Origin of the sequence: Butyrivibrio sp. MC2013, from assembly GCF_000424585.1 — a bacterium.
Classification (GTDB): Bacteria; Bacillota; Clostridia; order Lachnospirales; family Lachnospiraceae; genus Butyrivibrio.
On record NZ_AUKE01000011.1, the window covers coordinates 69,442 to 90,817 of the forward strand.

Here is a 21,376-nt window from a genome sequence, read left to right on the forward strand (position 1 = left end):
ATCTCTTCCTGTTTTTTTACGTTATCAGCTCATAGGCCGGAGCTCATCTTCCATTATCTGGTCATATTCTTTCTGTATTCTCCGGGAGATACTCCGCATACCGATTTAAAGGTCTTCATGAAATGCTTGTCATTATCATATCCCACGCATTTACTGATCTCTACAATCTTCATATCAGTGTCTGACAAAAGCTTTTTGGCTTCATTTATCCTGATCTCTTTCAAAAAGTTAACAAAATTGCTTCCCGCATATTGCTTAAACGAGAATGAAAAAAGAGAATAGTTCATGGATACATAATTGGATACAACAGCCATATTCAGATCGCTCTGATAATTCTCCCTGATATATTGCATTGCAGTGGCTATCTTTTGTCTGATGCCATTATCATCAGGTCTGGACAAAAGTCTTGAATTCAGATCAAGGACCCAATCGGTAAGCCTGCTCTCATAGTCTTCTATATCAGGTGAGGACAGGGGATCCATCAGTCCTTCCAGGGTTTTCATATCCTCAGGTGTGATATTCTCCCTGTATACATGAGGAATGCCTGACAGAGTATTACGGAGCTCCAGACTAAGTTCATCCACGCTTAGCTGCATGGATGCTGCAGCCTTCACAAGATTGCGCCATCTGGATATGACTTCTTCTGTCTTATCCGTTCCCATCACCTGTATCCTGCCGGTCCTGGCATCTTCGGTAAGAAGATTCCTCGCGCTTTCCTTAAGCTGGTTGGGTACCGCTCTTGCATGATCCTTTTCGCTGCTGACACTCTTCCCCAGAACAAAGGCATATTTCCTTGCATCTACCGCTTCGTCATATGCTTCTTCAAGTTCTTCAAGGCCATGGTGTTCATTGCTGACACCGGGGCAGCAATCTGATAATTCATTTCTAAGGTAGCCTCCCACCCTGTCTGATGGCAGTATCTTGATAGCTCCAAAGGGCAGATCCTTTATAGTGATCTCTTCGCCGTCTTCAACATCCTCCATTGGCGGATAGCAGGCGATCATATAGTCATAATCAGGGAACAGATCTCTGTATCTCTCTATTATCAGTTTCTTGTCAGCTTCAGGCATATTGCCCTCGGCAAGCAGTGACCTGAGCTGCTGCAGCGAAAGCTCTTTTTCCTGTTCCTTGGCCTCTTCTCTGCTGCTTAGCTCCTCTTCAAGCCTCATGAGTACTTCCGTGATCTTGTCTCTGTCAACAGGCTTTAAGAGATAATCTCTGACACCGTTTCTGAGCATCTCAACTGCATATGTAAAGTCGTCATAGCCGCTTATAGCAACCATAAGAGGTGGATGAGGAAGCTGGGAGGCTCTCCTTGCCAGCTCTATTCCATCCATCTTCTGCATCCTGATATCCGTAAAGACAACATCTATACTGCGGCTGGAAATAATATTCAAGGCCTCTTCACCGTTAGAGCATTCAAGTATCATCTCCACAGGCACACCACTTCTTTTGACCATTGTACTGATTCCGTGACGTATCAATTTTTCGTCTTCAACTATAAGTAATGTCTTCATCACTTCCTCCTGTTTACTAGTAATAGGGCCCATATCTCTGCTGGCAGCAGCAAAAGTCCATTAATGGTTACTGACAATTATCTGTCAGCTTATTGGCAGCAAGAATTCGTTACCTGCTTCCGCTCCCTCCACTCCTTCTTGGGAGCTTGATCCTCACTTTGGTATATTTACCATATTCGGAGAATATTTCAAGGCCGTAATCCTGACCAAAGCTAAGTCTGATCCTGTCTTCTACATTCTTAAGGCCTATGCCTGTTCCCTTGCCGCCCTGAAGAGCTACTCCTTCGCCCATAGCTTTCCTTAGTCCATCTAGCTCCTCAGCTGTCATTCCTCTTCCTGAATCAGTCACCTCAACCCAGAAGAGACTTCCTTCCTTGCCGCCCTTGATATAGATGGAGGAGTTTTCGGACAGAGGTTCAATGCCGTGGAGAACGGCATTTTCTACCACAGGCTGTAGAGACATCTTGGGGATCTCCTGGTCCATAAGCTCTTCAGGTATCTTGACCTGCAGATTGATATCAAAATCATACCTTAGATTCATGAGCTTGAGGTAATTTCTGATATAAGCCAGCTCATCTGATAATACCACATTACCGGACACCCACTTCATACTGTATCTCATCATCTTGCCCAGAGCTGTTATGGCATCCGAGAGTTCATATTCTTCATCTATCTCTGCCATCATCTTGATAGATTCCAGAACATTATATATAAAGTGCGCATTGATCTGATTCTGGAGTGATCTGATCTCTGAATTCTTGACCAGAACCTCTCTCTGGACATTCTCCTTCATCAGGCGGTCAATGGTATCCAGCATCTTGTTAAGCTGTTCTCCCAGCTCTGCCATCTCATCATTGCCGCTTTCGTTTGCTCTGACAGAGAGATTACCCTTCTGTACCTGTCTGATAGCCTGCAGATTATCATAGAATCTCTTAAGCATCCTGGATACTATCTGGTTGATAAAAAGTCCTGCAACTACCATCATGGCACTCATCACCAGCACGTACTCCAGCTCTGCTCTTCTAAGCCCCACTATGTCACCGGTCATGTCCCTGACTCCATAGAGATAACCGCCCAGGGGCTTGACTCTGTACCTGGTAATGGTGCAGTATTTATCACCAACCTCGCGATAAAAAACCTCCACATTATCTTCAAGAAGGTCTGCTTCTGCAGAGGGAGCCTTACTTACCTCTTCCAGGATATCCGAAGCATGTTCCCTGCTTTCTCCGCCTGTAAAGAACCTACCATCATCTGCCGCAAAGAATCCCCATTCACCTTCTACAGACTCATAAATAGAAGGGAACATGGTCTCCATGGTCATGGCAGCCTCTATATATCCCAGGTCCTCTTCTTTGCTATCTCTGATCCTTGTCACAAAGCCTATAAGTCTGTCCTTTTGCCTATTGCCAACTGTAACTGTCAATGGATCTATATAACCCATATGCCAGCCTGTTGGATCATCATACTTGGCCCAGGACATATTTCTAAGCTTGTCATTACTGTAGAATATAGGGAGTGACTCCTGCACATTTACACAGGAAAACACTCTTACAAAATACATGAGAGGGATGTTATCCACCATCCTGCCCAGAAAAGCCAGATCAGAATTATAGAAATAATCTGTATCCTCCTTGGAGCTTCCTCTTTTCTTTTTGGCATTTTCAAGGAAATCCGATAGAGTATCATCTGAGCTAAAGAGCTTGGTGGACATTACAACAGAGTCAATATTGGTAGCAATCTGTGCTGCATTGCGCTCCATCTTGTATTTCATGTATGTCCTGCTCTCTTCAATAGCTGTTGTCTGCCTGCGTGCAAAGAGTATGGCGGACATGATAGCTATAGGAATGATAGTAAAGAGAAGGATAACCAGTGTGAACTTGTGATTAAGTTTGATTCGTCTGCTGATCTTCATATGTTCATGATATCACAAAAGGCAGTGTGACCACTGCCTTTTGCTGATAGAGATATATTTGTAATCAAATAAGAGGAACGAAGTAATTACTCCTTTACAGCACCTGCTGATACACTGCTGATGATGTACTTGGAGAATGTGATAAATACCAGGATGATCGGGATCATGGAGATCGCGATACAAAGGTAAATAGCACCGTAGTTCTCTGTTATATCTGTTGAAGCCCTAAGTGATACAACCTGTACGGGAAGTGTGTACTTCTTGGGATCGTTCAGGATGATCATAGGCAGAAGGTAGCTGTTCCAGTTACCGATGAATCCCATGATTGAGAATGTAGCAATAGCAGGGAATACAATCGGAATAGCGATCCTGTGGAACATATACATCTCAGAAGCTCCGTCAATCCTTGCTGCCTCAAGCAGAGAAGGAGACAGTGATGAGATGATATACTGTCTCAGGAAGAATACAGTACCGGTTCCGGCAATAGCAGGAAGTATCAACGGATAATATGTATTGGTCATGTGAAGCGCGCTACAGAGCTGATAGAAACCGATCAGAGACAGTGTACCGGGAATCATCATGAATATCAGTATTACCCAGAAAATTGTGTTGTTGCCCTTGAACTTATAGCATGCAAGGCCAAAAGCTGCCATTGCAGGGAAATAAGCACCAAGTAGTGTTGCAGGAGCTGCAACTATAAGGCTGTTAAGCATTCCCTTAAAGAGGTTGAAATAATCAAATACTACTGCCCAGTTGTGAGCAAGCGCTGTTCCGGGAATCAGTGTAAAGCCCTTTACGATCTCATCTGATGTTCTGGTTGCATTGACTACCATCATCAGGAAAGGCAACAGACAGATCACAGCCAGTATAGTCAGTAGTACATATAATATAGTCTTGACAACATTATATCCAAATGTATGCTTTGCTTTTAACATATTAATCCTCCTTCCTATTGAACAATCTGTACTGAATTACAGATACGATGAGGATTATCAGGAAGAGTGTATATGCTATAGCAGATGCATAACCTACCTGAGTAGTCTTAGCGCCGAAAGCAAATCTGTACAGATACATCATAGCTGTCTGAGAATGCTTATAAGTCTGTGATGTAACAGGAATCATCAGGTAAGGCATATCGAAGAGCTGCAGACCACCGATCAGGGATGTGATGGCTACGTACATCATGATGGGCTTGATCAGAGGAAGTGTGATCTTGCCGAAGATTGTCCATCTGCCTGCACCATCTATAGATGCAGCTTCAAGATAGTCTCTTGATACACCCTGAACACCGGCCATAAGCATCAGGAAAGAGTTACCAAACCACATCCATGTCTGGATGAAGGATATGGACAGTCTGGCCGGCCATTTGGTTCCCAGGAAATCAATAGGTGTAAACTTGGTTCCGAAAGTGTTTGAAAGCTGCTTTAAAATAACATTTACAGTACCATAGTGTGCATCCAAAAGGTTTGAGAACAGCAGCGCTATGGATGTAGCAGCTATAAGGTTGGGCAGATAATAGATAAGTCTGTATACAGACAAACCTCTCATTCTATACTTGACATCACTGAATACCATCATCAGCAAAAATGCAAGTCCTAACTGGGTAACAATATTTACACCCCAGATAATGATCGTATTAAGAAGTGCGCTCCAGAAGAATTTATCCTGGACTACACGAATATAGTTCTTTAAGCCAATAAAATTGATAGTACCGTTCAGCTTCATGATCTTGAGATCCGTGAAACTGAGATATAAAGTCCTGATTACAGGGTAAACACTAAATATAAGAAAAGCTATAACAAAAGGTGCTACAAATACATATCCCCAATTATTATACGCAGTAAGCTTACTGCTCTTTCTCTTTATTGTTTTGCTCTCTTCCATATCTCTCTTCTCCGCAGGTTTGTTTTTCATCGAAGAATTACCGCTTCGATATTACTCGAGGTCACTTAAGAAGTGTACTCTTTACAAAAGATGGGGGACGCATTTACTACGTCCCCACATCTGATTATGTTACATTACAAGTCGGAATGATTATCTCTTTACTTCGATCTCGCCGGCATATGTAGACTCTACATTGTCGTAGAAGTAGTTGATAGCTTCTTCCTTAGTCATCTCGCCTGTCTTGTAAGAAGAGATAGCCTCGCCCCACTTGTCATTCAGGTCAGAGTCATACTTTGTCTCTTTGCTGAAGTCGATGTCCTTAGCGATCTCCATCCACTCTTTGTACAGAGCCTGTCCGCCGAATGCTTCGTTTGTATCATCAGCGTGCTTCTCAAGAAGAGATACCATGGATACAGCGTCACCGCCGAGTCCAAGGTCACCACCTGATGTGTACCACCACTCAAGTGTATCCTCATCAAGGGTCATCCACTTAATGAACTCCCAAGCAGCTTCCTTCTTCTCAGAGTTCTCTGAGATACCGAAGTAAGAACCACCGCCCCAGCCGGGTGTAGGTCCGGGAACGAAGCCCCAGTTACCGAATGTATCACCTGCATGGTTCTGAAGGATCAGGTTACCCCATGTAGGAAGACCAAATGCCATAACTTCTGTTGTCTCTGTGAAACCAAGTGCAGCAGCCTGCTCCATGAAGTCTTCAGTTGCTTCTTCGGAGTCACCGCCCCATACTGCGAGGTCATCAGTACCCCAACGAGTTTCCTCGGAAAGGATCGGAACCTCACCAGCCATTGACTGATACCAAGGTGTTGTCCACTGAGATGCATAAGCTGTAAGGCCTTCGTTGTAAAGAGCACTTGTCAGTTCCATCTTCTCAAGTCTCTCGTCGTTGAGGTTAAGTACACCATCAACAACCCAAGGCTCGTTGTATGCGCAATATCCAAGTTCGGAATCGGAAGCGAACAGTCTGTAGCCCTTGTCCTTAGCTGTTCTAGCTGCATCCATGATGGACTCGTAGCTTGAGAAGAGCTTTGCAACAGATTCAGGATCTGAGTAACCGAAGATTTTCTCAGCTACGTCCTTTCTGTAATAGAAACCTGCAGGAGTGATCTGGTAAGAGATTGCTCTCTGGATACCCTCTTCATCCTGACCCTCTTTCCAAACGTAATCAACAAGTTTTCCGTCATAGTCCTTAGCGCCGAACTGATCAAGATCAGCGAAGAAACCAGCTTCCATGAACATGTTGATCCATCCGGGCTCAGCACCGATGATATCAGGCTCTGTCTCACCGCCAAGCAGTGCTGTCTGAACCTTTGTCTCGTACTCACCTGATGAAGCTACGTTGATAGCTTCAACCTGGATGTCTGTGTGTGTCTCGTTGAACTTCTCTGCAAATGTGATAGCGTCGTTGTTCCATGTCCAAAGAACAAGGTTAGTAACGTCGCCTGAAGCCTCTGCTGCATCACCAGCATCTTCTGCTGTGTCTTCTGCTGTGTCTTCTGCTGCGTCAGATGAAGCCTCTTCCTTAACTTCCTCCTTAGCTGAATCAGCTGCAGGAGCCTCGTTTGATCCGGAGTTTCCGCAAGCTGCCAGTGAGCCAACCATAGCGCCGGCCATCAGAAGTGCGGTTAACTTCTTCAGTTTCATAATTTTACCCTCCTAATAGTTGTTTGCAGGCATTACTGCCTTACCTATATGCCCATTATAGTTTTGCCTTGTCTTATAAAAAATGCACATATTTTTAAAAAGGTGTCATTTTTTTATTAGTTATTTAACCATATATCCAGGGTCTTCACCTTGCCATCTCTCAGCAGTTTGACTTCCTCTCCGGAAAGTGTCGTTTTTTCAGAAATCTCTGCACCGTCTTCATAAATTCCGGACACCTTGCTGATCTTATAACTGCCGGGAATGTATGTTTTCTTGCTATCCAGATGGTATGTGACCATACATTTGCCCATAAATCTTGCAGACACCTTAAGGTCGTCTCCTATAAGGTAATCAGGGATAAGAGGTGTAAACGCCAGCTTAAGCTCGCCATCTGCTGCCCCAAAAGGATCATTACCAAACATCATCCTTTTCCAGATGCTGAGGAACTCTGCTGTAGATCCGCTGAGCCTTGATACAAAGCCCTTGCCTCTTACGGATTCGTTGGGATTGACGCTGCTGGCGATAAATGAAGAATTCTCCAGGATACTTCTGCCGTATACATCAGGATCAAGGAAAGGAACTGCAGCATTCTTAAAGTCCTCTGCAAATTCTTCATAAAGCCCACTCCTTAAGAGCTCCAGGAAGTACTTGTATTCCATATGCAGCCAAATTGACTCATTTTCAAGCCATCCTGGGGTAAAACTTGTGCATCTTCCCAGTTCGAAGGAGGCCTTTTCCAGCGACTCGTTGATCTTGTACATCTTCAGTACGCCATCATAGAGATTACCTGATCTTACATTCTTATACAGAGCTTTCTTTTCCTCTACAGGAATATCCAGCTTAAGGTATCTAACAGGGCCTTCCAGGAACTTAGGAACCTGTACCTGCTCTATGGATGTAGGGATGATGCCCTTCTCATTCTCTACATATTCCTTAACATCATATGCAAAATATGTAGGACATACTCCATTTCCTTCGCTGACAGCTCTTCCAATACCTGCTCTAAGTACATCTGCCAAAACGCTGAGCTTATCAAGAAGCTCGGCTGATGAGAGTGAATTTTCACTGCCGGAGATACCTGCATATACCTTGCTGCGATAATCTTCCTTGATATCATTCATCAGATTCCATACATCTGTATGCTGGCAGATATCTGTAGCAAGCAGCTGATCCTTCTTGTCTGTCATAAGAGCGCTGAGCCTATCGAGAAGGTCAGAGAGCTCTGCAAAAAGATCAGTCTTTACATCATATTTCCTAAGAACCTTCAGAGTATAATCAAAGGTCCTCATAAGTTCATAGCTCTCTGCCATGGATGAGCCCAGAAGTCCCGGAAGACCGTTAAGAGCATCGTACCAACCAGGCTTGCCGCCTTCCATCTCCACGCCCATGAAGTAAGGATCAAGAGCTGCAAACTTGACAGTACACAGAAGAATGAGCTTCTCCAGAAGGCTTACTGCCCTGTCAGGACTTACAGCTGGCATAGTCTCATCAAGAGCATGATACTGACGGATACCTACCTTGGCCTTCTCATATCTCTTTCCTCTGGGATTGACTTTGACCTTGCAAGGGAAGTAGCTGTAGGTCTTCTCTGTGAGCATCTCTTCTTCAGCTTCAGGGAAGAGCCTGAGGTACTCTTCAATAAGATCCAGGTTATATGTCCAGTGATCTGACCAATATCCCTCACCAAAGGATGCATTAACATCTTCCGTAGACAGATCCATAAGATCACCAAAGCTGTCCCCAAGTCCTGCATCCTCAAGAGCCTCAAGGAGCTGACCGGGAGTAAAGGACTTCTCGAACATATAAGAGAGAGCAGGAGCTATGCTAAGAGCCTTTGCCTTGACATCATCCTGGAAATGATAGGTCTTTCTCTCTACGCTGAGAGGATTGTAGCCATCCATCTGGATCAGGTTATAGAAGGTATGGATATTCTTGGTAGCCACAAAAGGAGTAAAGAAGTTATCTTCTCTCCTATTCTGATTGACATCACGGAAGTTACCATTTCCCTGAGAATAATACTCAGGAGACATTGAGAAGTAATTGTACTCACGCTCCAGATCACCGTGCTTTCTGGAATATACATAGAATACCTTGTTGGTACCTACGCGCACAGGAAGTCCTCCTCTGAGCACATTGTCCATGTAGGTATATCTGGTATAGGAATCAAACTCATCACTGCCTGTGTGAGTATCAATGCAATCTGTGAGCTCTTTGGTAAGAGCCTTGGCAGCTTCAAGCTTGACAGCAAAATAATCCGGAGTAAGCTCGTGGCTATTCAGATATGCATCAAGCTTTTCATGATGCTCTACCTGTCCGATCATCTGGAAGAAGCACTTCTTCTCACCTGCAGCAAGTGTAAATGCACTGCCAAAGAAGCTTCCGGGGAAGATATTGGAAGTGTTCTGCTTGCCTGTGAGGATCTCTTCTACAGACTTTTCTTCAAATACTATAGGTCTTGCAAGGGAATTATCATAAGCAAAGATAGCGTCCATATCTACTACGGGACGGAGCATCTCGCCCTTGTCATCAATACACAGAGAGAAATTACCGCCCTCTACCATGGTAACGCAAGCGGAATCTTCTGTGCTGGCCCTTACGCGGAAGAAAGGCACACGGCTCATAAGATCCTCTGCCTGCATCCATGCCTTGGAGAGCTGGGTCATGTTCTTGATGCTGTCCTGGCCGATACCATAAGGGATCAGAGCCGGAAAGCCGTCAAGCATCTCGATATCAGCTGACGCATCTGCTGTATTCTCAAATTCCACCTTACGTACAAGGGCACCAATGTTCTCCTGGGGAAGGATGAAATATGAAACTGATGTATTAATGCCTGTCTTGTCATTCTCTTCAGATATACTGAGAGTATTCATGCCGATATCCATGTGATGACTTACTCTCTCGTCTGAGAAGGGCTCTGTTACTACTCCGTTTACTTTCAGGAATGTGCGAAAGCCTGTCCTCTTCACGTTCTGATATGCAACGTGTGCAGGATAGAACTCCATAATGGCATGATCCTTGTTATCTACGCCAAAGGATACCACTGCCTGGCCTCTGTTAACGTAGTAGCACCATATGGGCTTGCCGTTAACGCCTGCAATTCCGGGAAGGAAACTGGAAAAATCAGATTTCTGTCCGTAATTATCAATACGATAAGTCTGCATAATATACCTCACCTTAAAAATATTAGTCTGTTTCTATATTTTCAATGAAAACAGGGACTTCACGGTGTTCTTTTCCCCTCTTTTCATTTATCTTTCTTTCAGCCAAGGATAATATCAATCTTGTGGACTCTCTCATCATCCATAGCGCCAAGTTCATCCATGCTGATCCTAAGCTCATTATCCTTCAGCTCCATCTCTTTGCCATCGCACATTGCAGAGGTCAGCTTGTAGCTGCCAAAGTCCTTGCCTCCCTGATTGAGAAGCTCTATTCTGAACATCCTGTCAGCAAAAGGCAGGTCGATGATAGCCATTTTGTCCTTGTCAAACTGCTCAGCTGTAAGACGGGGCCTGATCACCAGATCGCCTCCATCTCCGCATACGCCAAATACTTCTGTTACTTCTGTAAGGAAGAACCAGCTGCCTGCACCTGTAAGATAATGGTAGAGACCTCTTCCGCCCCTGCCAAAGTATTCAGGGATACCGGGATAGATCCTGGAAGTCTCAAAGTCAGCTGCTGTATCCAAAAGGCTCTTTAATACCTTGTGACCTTCCGCAGCAAAGCCTCTCTTATAGAGGGCGTTGGCATACATGACTGCCATGTGTGAAAATACAGCGCCATTTTCCTTTTCACCGTATGCAAAACCAAACATACGGCCCATATTCATCTTAACTTCCTTAAAATCCGTGTTGAGTCTGTAACCACCGCAATGAGGATCGTAGAGATACTTATCAGCTGCCCTTGTGATCTTCCTGACCTTGTCCTCATCAGCAGTGCCGGAGGAAATGGTAAATACCTGGCCTGTGATCATCATCATGTCACTCTTTGAAGCATCATCCAGAGGCTGGGCATCATTGTCATAATAAGAATTGAACCAGCCCATATCAGAAGACTTGTCATGCCATTCCTGGCCTGAGATCCTGTCCATGAGCCATTTGCCCTTTTTCCTAAGGTTCAGAGCAAGGCTGGCAGCATCCATACGGATGATATCGCCTGACACTGGCCCTGATACAGCCTTACAATAGTCACTAAGCAGCGCGTTCTTGGCTTCAACTGACTCAAATATGCCATCCTCATCCTTTAAGAGAACGGAAATCTCTTTCAGGAGATTTATCTGTCTGTTCTTAAGTTCGGGTCGCTCCAGTACAGACGCAATAGAGAGAAGGTTGCCTGCATATGCAGCAGAGAAGGCTACGCTCTCACCCTTTACCGGTGCCAGATCCAGAGCGTCATTCCAGTCGGCATCACGGAGCATCATGACATTGTGCTCGCCAACCTCCCAAAAAGCTGACAGGTTCTGTACCAGGATATGCTCCAGGTTGCTGCCCATGTAGGTCTCTTTATTAGCAGCAAGGTGGCGAAGCTCGCCTCCCTGTGCCTTCTTCTTTTCACGGCCTCTCATCACCTGGCCGTCTTCAAAATAAGGTGACTCTTCAAAGAGGAAGTCAAAATCACCTGTCTGATCCAGATAAAGCTTAACTGTACCCCAAGGCCAGAAGCCATGATCCATCCATACTCTGGTGATAGAATTGCGGTCTGCCTTGAACTGTCCCTGTCTCTCTCCGATAATGGTGGCATTGGTACCATCCAGCCTTACTCCGTGAAGGTTGGAATGAAGAAGCTGTCTCACAGATGAAGGGTTCATGAGAAGCAGCGCCAGGCAGTCCTGCCAAAGGTCTCTCCACCCCCTGCCGCCTCTGCCATAGTCGTGATGAGGCAGGAAGGAGCATCCAAATATCCTTCTAAGCTCCGGCTGGAAGCTCACCCACTTGGTGATGCCATCCACCTTGCTGTCTCCTGTATAAAGATTGATATCTATCTTGCCAAGCCAGTAGTTCTGAGTCCTCTCAAGCTCACTCTCAGCCTTCGCATAGCTTCTAAATCTGTCGCGGATACGCAGCCACTGATCGTCGCAGGAAGCTATACCTGCCAGAACAACATATCTGGCACTTTCTCCTGGAGCAAGGCTAACTGCTTCAAATCTGAAAGCGCCCATAGCCTCCTGGCCGTTGCACTCATATCCGGAAGCCTGTCCCTTGATATCAAGGCTTACAGATACAGGCCATGCCAGATCTCCGCTGTCTCCTGTGTAATCATCAACTACAGGGAAGAACTCTATGGGAGCCTGTCCGCTTTCTGTGACACCTTCTACTATATAGAGCGCATCACAAGGTCTGTGACCTCTCTCATCAAAAGAAAGAGTAGGTCTGTTCCATACACCATATTCAGAAGCTGTGATCCTGTTGAGAAGACTGGTCACATGGCGGTGATCTCTGAGATTATCTGCGCTTCTGCCGTAAATATAAAGAGCAGGCATAAAGGTCAGTTTCCTCTCATGATCAGCCTTATTGGTAATAGTGACCATATGTACTTCGGTATTGGCATCAAAGGGAACAAAGCTTGTTATTGTAGCCTCCAGGCCCCTAACATCAGAAGTCCTGGTCATCTTGTGCCACATGATACCGGCTTCCACTGTGACCTTCTCACAAGCTTTCTTATATTCATCCGCTCTCTGAAGAGGAGATGAGCCGCAAAGGCTCCATGCCTCTTCGCCTTCGATCAGAGCCCAGAAATTCCTGTTTGCCCTGTTCTCCTTCAGGTTCTGTATGCTGGCAGGCTCAAAGAGGAAATGATTCTGATCCAGCTTGGCATCTCCTGCCAGTGTAGGAGTCACACAGCTCTTAAAACCGCAGTCACTTGCAAGGGGAAAATACAGGTCCTTGTACTTCTGGGCATGCTCAAGCCTGAAGCTCCCATCCTTATTCAGAAATTCATATCCGCTCATTTCAAATCTCCCATCTTCTATTCTAAGCAGTGTTTATGCGCAAACATAAAATGTTAAGTCTAGCATAAAAAAAAGGAGCCTTAATTTTAAGGTTCCTTTTATCGTTTTGGTGTGATTTTTTTAGGTGCTTGTAAGGGGTAAAGTGAGAGCTTATGCCGCCTTTTTGTCAATGATCACTCTGACAGAATCGGTCAGATGCTGGTGATGGACATGGGTAGCGTCAAATCTCACGGACCTGAATGCCAACTGCATGATAGGTCCTGTGGCAAAAGCACATATAAGTGTACCTATACCTACAGACCCTCCCAGAAGCCATCCAATAAATGTGGCAAGACTAAGAAGTGCAATACTGACAGCTCCTATGGGGATCCTGCCAGCACGCTTTGTCAGGGCTACCAAAAGGGTGTCTCTGGGTCCGCAGCCCAGTGAAGCTCTCATATATGTATATTGGGTATAAGCCATGATGGTGAGTCCTATGAGCATCACTATGATGCCACTTACAAGGTTATGCCTTACAGGAACAAGGTCCAGCCTGTTAAAAAGGTCCACTGCCTTGCCTACTACAAAAGCGTCTATGAACATGGCGATACCTATGGGCTCTCTTAGTGCAATATCTATCCCCAGTATCCCATAGGATACAGCAACAGAAGCTGTACCATATAGTATTCCCAGACTTTTGGACAAGCCCAGATTCAGGACATCCCAGGGACCTGCGCCAATACCTGCCTGTATGGTCAGATATACTCCAAATCCGTTTATAAAAAGGCTGACCGTCGCAATGAGCACATTCAGCGCTATAGCACCTATTGATGAATTATCTTTAAGTTTTCCTTTGGTAAACATTTTTTATAACTGTTACTCCCACTTCTTCCAGACGTCGGGCTGATAGCCCAGCGTAGCCTGCTTGCCGTTTCTCACCACAGGCGTCTTTATAAGCTGCTGATTCTCCAAAAGCTTGTCCAGCTTGTCTTCATCCGCAATATAACTGATAAGCGCCAGCGCATCCTTATCTTTGGCATCCGGATCTATCATGTTCATAAGGCCGCCTACTGCAGAGGCTACAGAGGTCATCTCGCCCTTACTCATGCTCTTCTCCCTCAGGTCTATGTACTGGAATTTGATTCCGCGCTCCTTAAAGAAACGCTCCGCCTTCTTGCTATCATTGCACTTCTTGGTTCCAAATATCTGTATATTCATTTCCTTCTCATTTCTGCAAAAATAGTAGTATTTTTCTTCACGCTATAATTATATTAACAGGATAATATCTGTCAAATCTGCATCTCCTTTATAAATCTGTAAATCTACTGAATATACCAAATATATAAAATATGCAAAAGCTCACCGGCATGATAAATTGCTGGAGGGGGCCTCATCCCAGGGTCGTTACTTGCTTTTGAAGCGTCCATAGACGCGTACAAAAGCTTAGTAACGTGACGCTGGGATGCGGAGGCGAAAGCCGTCCCCCGAAAGCAATTATCATTCCGGTGAGCTTAACTTCCCCCGAAAGCAATTATCATCCCGGTGAGCTTAACTTCCCCCGGAAACAATTATCATGCCGGTGAGCCAAATATTTTTATGCCAGTATGATCTCGCTAAGGACTCGCATGATCTCGGGCTTCATGTCAGGCAGGGCCGCAAATTCACTAAGGACAATGGGATCTGTGCCCTTCTCTTTAAGTATGCCTAGGAGCTGCTGCTTGAAGTAGAAGGGAGCCTGCATCCTCTCGATGGCTGTATAGAGCGCACCAAAGAGATCATTATCTGCATCGGCCATATCCTTGCAGATGATCTCCAAATCGGAGGAGGTATCTGCTCCTTTTACTGAAATGGTGAGGATATGCTTTTGGCTGTCATAGGAGCTTGTCAGATCATCCGTGCCGGACACTGATAGTATTTTGGAAGCAGGAGTCACGCCATATATCCTGAAAGTGTAATCACGCTTTGCAGGAAGAGCGCTCCTGTCTCCCTCTGCTGCAGCCACTACTATCCTGCCTTTGACATGATCATAGCTGATAAGGGTCCTTGCCATATCTTCTTCTGCCGGCTCAGCCTTAAGTCCATCATCCTCATAGAGGGTAAAGCTGCCGTCTTTGCCACCGCCGATCACTATCTCAAGTCCGACAGGCAGGGGCAGATCCCCTTTTGGACAATCGTCCATATCAAGAGGCAGTATGCCTCCCTCTTTAATAAAGAGCGCATATTCAGTAAGGGGCCTTGACAGTACTGCTCTCCTGCCGCCTCTGTATCTGATGCCGCTTGTAAGGTCATAGAAGGCTCCCTTAGGGATCCATGCTGAGAAAGGAGCTGTGAGAGTAACACTGTCAGCCTTGACTGTAATAGGACATGCCAGAAGCTCAGTGCCAAAATAATACTCATTGCGCACATCATAGGCTTCAGATCTCTCAGGCTCTTCAAAATAAAGAGGTGTGACAATGGGCATACCCTCTTTGTAGGTCAGGTAGTTCATGCTGTAGAGATAAGGTACCATCCTGGCCCTAAGGCGCAGGACCTCCTTCATGGCTGAGCATACAGGCTCAGGATACTTCCAGGGTTCCTTGCCCAGGAACTCCATATCACAGGAATGAAGCCTGAGGATAGGTGACATCATGCCAAACTGATACCATCTCATCTCCAGCTCGTCATCACGATAGCCAAAAGTATGTCCGCCTATATCATGACTCCACCAGCTGTAACCCACATTGGAGGCTCTCACTGTGAAATAGGGCTGGAAATCAAGGGACTCCCAGGTAACATGAGTATCTCCCGAAAAACCGATGGGATATCTGTGGGAACCCGGGCCAAAATAGCGGGAAAAGATGATATTCCTCTCACCATTTCTGATAGCATCCAGGAAATAATAATGATTAAGGAGCCAAAGGGGATCCAGACCTTCCATACGTGACACAGTACCCTGCTGCCAGTCGATCCACTGAAAGTCCACACCCTCCTCTTCCATCTTGTGGTTGATGTATTTAAAATAGTTCTCTGTAAAGAGAGGATCAGACATATCAAATTCAATATCATCCTCTTTAACAGGATCCATCCCCATAGCCCTGGCAAAATCTTCATAACAGTCTTCAAATCCCCTGACACCATCAGCGGGATGGATATTAAGGGAAGTCTTTAGGCCATGCTCATGGAGCCATTTCAAAAAGCCCACATGATCCGGGAAAAATTTCTTATTCCAGGTATATCCCGTCCAGCCTGAGCCGTATCTGGCAGGAACATCATCCACCAGATGCCAGTCCATATCTATGACAGCCACAGACATAGGTACCTTTTCTTCTTCCATCCTGGTGATGAGCTCCTGATACTCTTCCTGAGTATATCTGTGATATCTGCTCCACCAGTTGCCCAGAGCAAACCTTGGAAGAAGGGGTGTTTCCCCTGTTAGCTTATAAAAATCACGTATGCAATCCAGGTATCTGTGACCATGAGCAAAGAAATAGTAGTCCATCTCAGCCTGCTCTCTCATCGCCACAGAGCCGTCCTCTTTGATTACAAGGGATGACGAGTCATCAAGAACAGACCAGCCAAGCCTGGACAAAAGGCCTGTCCCTATCTCTGTCTCCCCATCTACAGAATCCAGTGTCCTGGCGGTACCGCCAAGGTTATTCATGACCTCATAATCATTATTCTCGCAGCCAAAATGCCAGAGAGATCCGGTCTCCTTGGCACGGATACTAAGGCCGTAGGGTGTAAAAGCCTTTTTGTCATATTTGATCAGCATGCTGTCGGTTTCTATAAAGAGAAAGCCGTTTCTCTCAGCTGTGATAAAAGCAGGCGGATCAAAGGACCTGTTGAGCACAACCTGGGTGGGCTCATCCATAAATATTCCGCTTTCTGAGTATTCCAGCCTTACCAGCGAGGGGGTCAGGATGGTGATCCTGAACTTCTCTCCTTTTACTATTGCAGCATCTGCTGCCACAGGATCATATTTGTTTTGTCTGTACTTGAGCATTATCAGTTATTTCCCTTTCTTTTTGCATAGATTGTAATGACTATATATGTAACCGAGGATAATACTATGGTCACAAGTCCCATGATGATAAATGCAGGCCTGATACCTGCCAGATCGCTGAGCCTGCCGCCTATTACAGAGCCTATCATGGAAGCAAAGCCTGCCTGTACCATATACAGGACAGCCTGGCCTTCAGAGGACTTACCCTTAAGGACATGGCTGGCGATAAATGTAGCGCAGCTGTAGTATACCACCATAGAGGTCATACCCTGCATACACTCTACGATGATAAATACCGGATAAAGGCCGGTGCTGGTGAGAAGGAGCCTTACGCCTATGAGAACGGTAGCCCCCGCCAAAAGGGTCAGAGGCTTAAACCTCTTCTCCAGCTTCCTAATGAGCAGGAGTATGGGGGCCTCGGAAAAGGCTGATATACAGCTCATGATACCAAGCTGGCCCTGTGAATAGCCCTGCTGTGAAAAAAACACACCAAAGAAGGTATAGAAAAAGCAGTATCCGATCTGGAATACAAAAGCAAAGAAGAGAACAAGGTAGATAGTCTTGTCTGTAAAAATCTCTGCCATGGTCTTCCTGATGCCCTTAAAAGACAGCTGCCTGGAAGCCGCAGTAGGTATGCGGTTTTCCCTTGCAGGGAGCATCAAAAGAAGGAGGAAGAGAATAAAATATCCCCCTGCTCCAAGAGCAAAAAGGTGATCGGGATGGTGTTTGAGGTACTGTCCCGCTATGACTACTACCACCATATATCCCAGACTTCCGCCCATCCTGATCCAGGCAAAGTTCATCAGCTGCCTGTCCGCTGACCTGATAACTATGGCGTCTATAAGCGGTATGATCGCAGGAGTAAAGAGGGCCAGCAGGATACTGGCAATATAGAAATTGACGATACTCATATTTATATAATAGGTGCAAAGAGCAAGGGACGCTCCAAACGCCACAATTGCCGCATATTTTTTGGCCTTGCCTGACTTATCCGACATCCGGGCCCATAGGGGCTGTATCAGTACAGAGGCAATAGGAGAAAACACAGATAATATACCTATCTGCGTCATATCTGCACCATGGGCTTCAAACCAGGGGTTCAGATAGGGAATAAAGAGTGCCTGTGGTATATACACAAACGAATTAATTAATAGTAACAGTAAAAATGAAGAATCTTTCTCTTCTCTTGTAGATGCCATAATACTCCCTCTGACAAGGTAGGGATAGGAAGCAGTATATGCCAGGTACCCGCATACACTGTGATGCCCCCTACCCCTTGTTGAAAGTAATGATTTCTTTATAGCCTTAAATATTTTACTTTCCAAGCCTCAAAGTCTTTACTTCGAAAGCTCTGAAATCAAGTGCCACGCAGTTTTTGCCGTTTTCGGTCGATAGTTTAAGTTCCTTTGTCACATTTTCCAGCATATCACATTCAGATACCTTGCCGAATGTAAGACAGCTGCTAAGTACTGCCCTTCCTGCTGCCTTCTTGGAATCATAGAGTCTCAGGATCAGGTCACCGGATCCGTCTTCAGCCAGCTTAATGGTATCCAGGATGATATTCTCCTTGTCCAGTTCAAAGAATGAACCTTCGCTTCCTGTGCCCTCTGTGATCACAGGCTCATAGTTGAGATCCAGTCCTTCCCTGACAACAGGACTGCTGCCAAAATCGCCTTCGTATGCCACAAATGCATATGTGAAATGATTGATACCTCTGTCAGCTGTAGGATCGGGAGACTCAGGCGCTCTAAGCAGGGTCAGCGACAAGGTATTATCCAGCATAGAGATACCGTACTTGCAATCATTAAGCACAGCCACACCATGGGAAGCATCAGACAGAGCTGTATATCTGTGGTTGCATACTTCAAATCTGTCCTTCTCATGCTGAGTGGATCTCTTTGTAGGTCTCTCTACAAAGCCAAACTGCATCTCATTTTTGGCATTCTCAGCATATACATCAGCTGAGAAATCCACCTTGAGGAGCCTGTGGAGCTCATTCCAGTCTACAATTGTATCAAATTCCAGTCTGTCTGCCTCAGCAGTCAGAGATATGGTCTGATCCACTGTGGAATTGCCGATCTTAAAGCTGATCTTAAGGGCAGACCTCAAAGGACTTACAAGAAGCTCTTTGACAGCCACATCTCTTGCTCCTTCCATTTCCTGGTTCAGATAGTTCTCATCAATATCCCATGCATCAAATACTCTGGGCACATCCTTATAGATACGGAAGCGGTTAAGAGTACCCTTTACAAATTCTCTGCCGGATGCCTTTAATACAAATGAGCTTACTTCGCCCTTATCTGAAATACGTGCTTCAAGCTTGCTGTTGCCTAAAACATAGGAGCCGTTTTCTTCTCTCAGATATACGCCGTTTTCTATAACACTCTCATCAGCAGGCAGGATACTAACCATGCCACAGGCAGGCAGATCCACAAGGGCATATCTGCCATCTTCAAGTTCAGCTGTCATCACCTTACTGCCATCTGTATATGCTGCTCCCTTATAGCTATCAGGCAGCTTTATGAGAGACTTCCTTGCAAAGGACAGGCTGTTAAATACGCTGATACCCTCGCTGCCATCCGTCAGATCTGACAGGCCTTCTGCTCTCAGGGCGTTTGCCTTGTCAAAGAACTTCTCGAATTCTATGGCAGCATCCCTGTATATCTCGGCAATACCGGAACCCGGAAGGATATCGTGGAACTGATGGAAAAGTACTATCTTCCAGAGTTCTTCCATATCAGCCTGAGGATAAGCCTTAGCTCCTGTAAATGCAGCAATAGCATTTACACTTTCTGCCATCTGCATCAGGATCTCGCTCTTCCTGTTAAAATACTTTTCTCTGGCCTGGCTGGTGTATGTACCTCTGTGGCAGGAGAAGTAGAGCTCTCCGCTATAGGTATTCACAGGACCGCCCTGGGCATCAAGGTCATCAAACATGGTCACAGGGTCTGTCATCCTGACTCTTACTGCACCCTCCAGATCCTCCTGGCGCTTACAGTACTCGATCATATCACGTACCGGTCCGCCGCCGCCGTCACCATAGCCGTAAGGTATCAGGAAAGAGTCCAGATCCTCGGTCTGCGCCCTGTTATTCCAGGTCCTCATAAGCTCTGAAGGAATGGTGTTATAGGTGTAGCTGGTAGGAAGGAAGGCCTGTATGGAAGTTCCGTCCACTCCTTCCCAGTTAAAATAATGGTAAGGGAATTGCTCACCGCCGTTATACGTCCAGTATATTTTCTGAGTCACAAGGTATTTTACCCCGCAGCTCTTCAATATCTGGGGCAGGGCGCCGGTATAACCGAAGGTGTCGGGGAGCCACAATACTACAGAATCCACTCCGAAGACTTTTTTGTAGTACGCCTTACCATACAGGAGCTGACGGACAAGAGCTTCACCTGAAGCCATATTGGTATCAGGCTCAACCCACATTGCACCTTCAGCTATCCACTGGCCCTTTTTAACCTGGGCCACGATCCTGTCATACAGATCAGGGTAGTATTTCCTGCACATCTCATAAGATGCAGGAGTACTCTGGAGATATACATAGTCGGGATACTCTTCCATGAGACGAAGCTGTGCCGCAAAGGTCCTGGCAGTCTTTCTGTTGGTCTCATGTACGGGCCATAACCATGCCAGATCAATGTGAGAATTGCCCACACAATAAAAAGTCGGCATAGTCGAACCATTGCTTGCTTTGAGAAGGGGCTCTAATATCTTCCTGCCCTCTTCATAGGAACGGTCTCTTCCCTCTCTGTCCTGCTCAAAATCTACCGCATAGGTAAATTTCTCCAGTCCCCTGGCTACCTTGGCCGCTCTCAGAGACTTAGGATCCAGCACATCCCTGTAGAGATCAAGGAGGGTAGCAAAATCCATATATGCCTGATAGCAGCTCTCATCAAAGAGGCCTATGGAGCACTTTCCAAGGGTCCTTCTCTGACCTTCTATAGCGGGATCTTCATAAGTTCCCGGGATAACAGGGCCTGTAGCACAGCCGTGAGTGATGGCATTTTCGGGATAATAATGACCTGCATATACTTCCAGTACTATCTCGTATTCATCACCGGCCTTGGCAGCGCGGCTAAGCGTGTTGTCCACATAGAAATGATGCGCTTCCCTTACCCAGTCTGCCCTGTAGGTTCCAAATTCACGTCCGTTCACAAAGATAGTGGATTCTCCGCCGGGATGCAGGTTCATTACTACCCTCTTGCCATCAAGGCTCTCAGGTATGGTCACCTTGCCCCTCATCCACATATATTCATATTTCACGCCCCATGTGAAGCCTTCTTCAACAGCTGTATAATCAAGCTTCCTCGCCTCCTCATAGGATAGCTCTTCCATTGTCTTTGCTGCTTCAAACTTAATGGGAAGGACCTCTTCATAAAAGTCATCCTTAAGCTTGATCAGCCAGTGAGTCATTCTGTCTTTGAGCTCGTTATTCATCTCTCCCTTTCTACGCCGCTAGTACGTAAGATTACTGCGAAAAAAGAGCCCTTGTTTAC

Annotated in this window: 12 protein-coding genes; all 12 read right to left on the bottom strand. The window is 45.7% G+C overall.

The features are described from left to right. Nucleotides 1-53 precede the first annotated feature (53 nt). The 12 genes from G636_RS0108130 to G636_RS0108185 all read right to left on the bottom strand — a co-directional run bounded on the left by G636_RS0108130 (nt 54) and on the right by G636_RS0108185 (nt 21,317). Nucleotides 54-1,517, bottom strand: coding sequence for a response regulator transcription factor (locus G636_RS0108130; RefSeq protein ID WP_026507638.1), 1,464 nt, complete (start codon nt 1,515-1,517; stop codon nt 54-56). A gap of 109 nt (nt 1,518-1,626) precedes the next feature. Then, nucleotides 1,627-3,429 carry a sensor histidine kinase gene (locus G636_RS0108135; RefSeq protein WP_026507639.1) on the bottom strand — a complete coding sequence of 601 codons (1,803 nt, stop codon included), beginning with the start codon at nt 3,427-3,429 and terminating at the stop codon, nt 1,627-1,629. Nucleotides 3,430-3,515: 86 nt separating this feature from the next. Further along, nucleotides 3,516-4,364: a carbohydrate ABC transporter permease gene (locus tag G636_RS0108140; protein WP_051226742.1), complete on the bottom strand. Its 849-nt coding sequence runs from the start codon at nt 4,362-4,364 to the stop codon at nt 3,516-3,518. A 1-nt stretch (nt 4,365) separates the two neighbouring features. Then, complete coding sequence (locus G636_RS0108145) at nt 4,366-5,343, bottom strand: carbohydrate ABC transporter permease (protein ID WP_242826939.1); 978 nt, start codon at nt 5,341-5,343, stop codon at nt 4,366-4,368. Nucleotides 5,344-5,463: 120 nt separating this feature from the next. Further along, nucleotides 5,464-6,972, bottom strand: coding sequence for an ABC transporter substrate-binding protein (locus G636_RS0108150; protein WP_026507642.1), 1,509 nt, complete (start codon nt 6,970-6,972; stop codon nt 5,464-5,466). A 116-nt stretch (nt 6,973-7,088) separates the two neighbouring features. Further along, nucleotides 7,089-10,133, bottom strand: coding sequence for a hypothetical protein (locus G636_RS0108155; RefSeq protein WP_035779225.1), 3,045 nt, complete (start codon nt 10,131-10,133; stop codon nt 7,089-7,091). A gap of 98 nt (nt 10,134-10,231) precedes the next feature. Next, nucleotides 10,232-12,916, bottom strand: coding sequence for a GH36-type glycosyl hydrolase domain-containing protein (locus G636_RS0108160; RefSeq protein WP_026507644.1), 2,685 nt, complete (start codon nt 12,914-12,916; stop codon nt 10,232-10,234). A 150-nt stretch (nt 12,917-13,066) separates the two neighbouring features. Then, a complete protein-coding gene (locus tag G636_RS0108165; RefSeq protein WP_026507645.1) occupies nt 13,067-13,759 on the bottom strand; it encodes a YczE/YyaS/YitT family protein in 693 nt (230 codons plus the stop codon). A 12-nt stretch (nt 13,760-13,771) separates the two neighbouring features. Further along, nucleotides 13,772-14,113, bottom strand: a complete 342-nt coding sequence (locus G636_RS0108170; protein ID WP_026507646.1) for an arsenate reductase family protein — start codon at nt 14,111-14,113, stop codon at nt 13,772-13,774. A gap of 376 nt (nt 14,114-14,489) precedes the next feature. Continuing rightward, nucleotides 14,490-16,877: a glycoside hydrolase family 31 protein gene (locus G636_RS0108175; protein ID WP_026507647.1), complete on the bottom strand. Its 2,388-nt coding sequence runs from the start codon at nt 16,875-16,877 to the stop codon at nt 14,490-14,492. Between the two features lie 2 nt (nt 16,878-16,879). Continuing rightward, nucleotides 16,880-18,076 carry an MFS transporter gene (locus tag G636_RS0108180; protein ID WP_026507648.1) on the bottom strand — a complete coding sequence of 399 codons (1,197 nt, stop codon included), beginning with the start codon at nt 18,074-18,076 and terminating at the stop codon, nt 16,880-16,882. A 115-nt stretch (nt 18,077-18,191) separates the two neighbouring features. After that, nucleotides 18,192-21,317 (bottom strand): alpha-mannosidase, encoded by a 3,126-nt coding sequence (locus tag G636_RS0108185; protein WP_026507649.1) that lies wholly within the window; start codon nt 21,315-21,317, stop codon nt 18,192-18,194. Nucleotides 21,318-21,376 lie beyond the last annotated feature (59 nt).

Coding starts and splice junctions, on each gene's coding strand:
- G636_RS0108130 (WP_026507638.1), bottom strand. CDS start 1,517: ATGAAGACATTACTTATAGTTGAAGACGAAAAATTGATACGTCACGGA.
- G636_RS0108145 (WP_242826939.1), bottom strand. CDS start 5,343: ATGAAAAACAAACCTGCGGAGAAGAGAGATATGGAAGAGAGCAAAACA.
- G636_RS0108160 (WP_026507644.1), bottom strand. CDS start 12,916: ATGAGCGGATATGAATTTCTGAATAAGGATGGGAGCTTCAGGCTTGAG.
- G636_RS0108140 (WP_051226742.1), bottom strand. CDS start 4,364: ATGTTAAAAGCAAAGCATACATTTGGATATAATGTTGTCAAGACTATA.
- G636_RS0108165 (WP_026507645.1), bottom strand. CDS start 13,759: ATGTTTACCAAAGGAAAACTTAAAGATAATTCATCAATAGGTGCTATA.
- G636_RS0108150 (WP_026507642.1), bottom strand. CDS start 6,972: ATGAAACTGAAGAAGTTAACCGCACTTCTGATGGCCGGCGCTATGGTT.
- G636_RS0108185 (WP_026507649.1), bottom strand. CDS start 21,317: ATGAATAACGAGCTCAAAGACAGAATGACTCACTGGCTGATCAAGCTT.
- G636_RS0108155 (WP_035779225.1), bottom strand. CDS start 10,133: ATGCAGACTTATCGTATTGATAATTACGGACAGAAATCTGATTTTTCC.
- G636_RS0108175 (WP_026507647.1), bottom strand. CDS start 16,877: ATGCTCAAGTACAGACAAAACAAATATGATCCTGTGGCAGCAGATGCT.
- G636_RS0108135 (WP_026507639.1), bottom strand. CDS start 3,429: ATGAAGATCAGCAGACGAATCAAACTTAATCACAAGTTCACACTGGTT.
- G636_RS0108180 (WP_026507648.1), bottom strand. CDS start 18,076: ATGGCATCTACAAGAGAAGAGAAAGATTCTTCATTTTTACTGTTACTA.
- G636_RS0108170 (WP_026507646.1), bottom strand. CDS start 14,113: ATGAATATACAGATATTTGGAACCAAGAAGTGCAATGATAGCAAGAAG.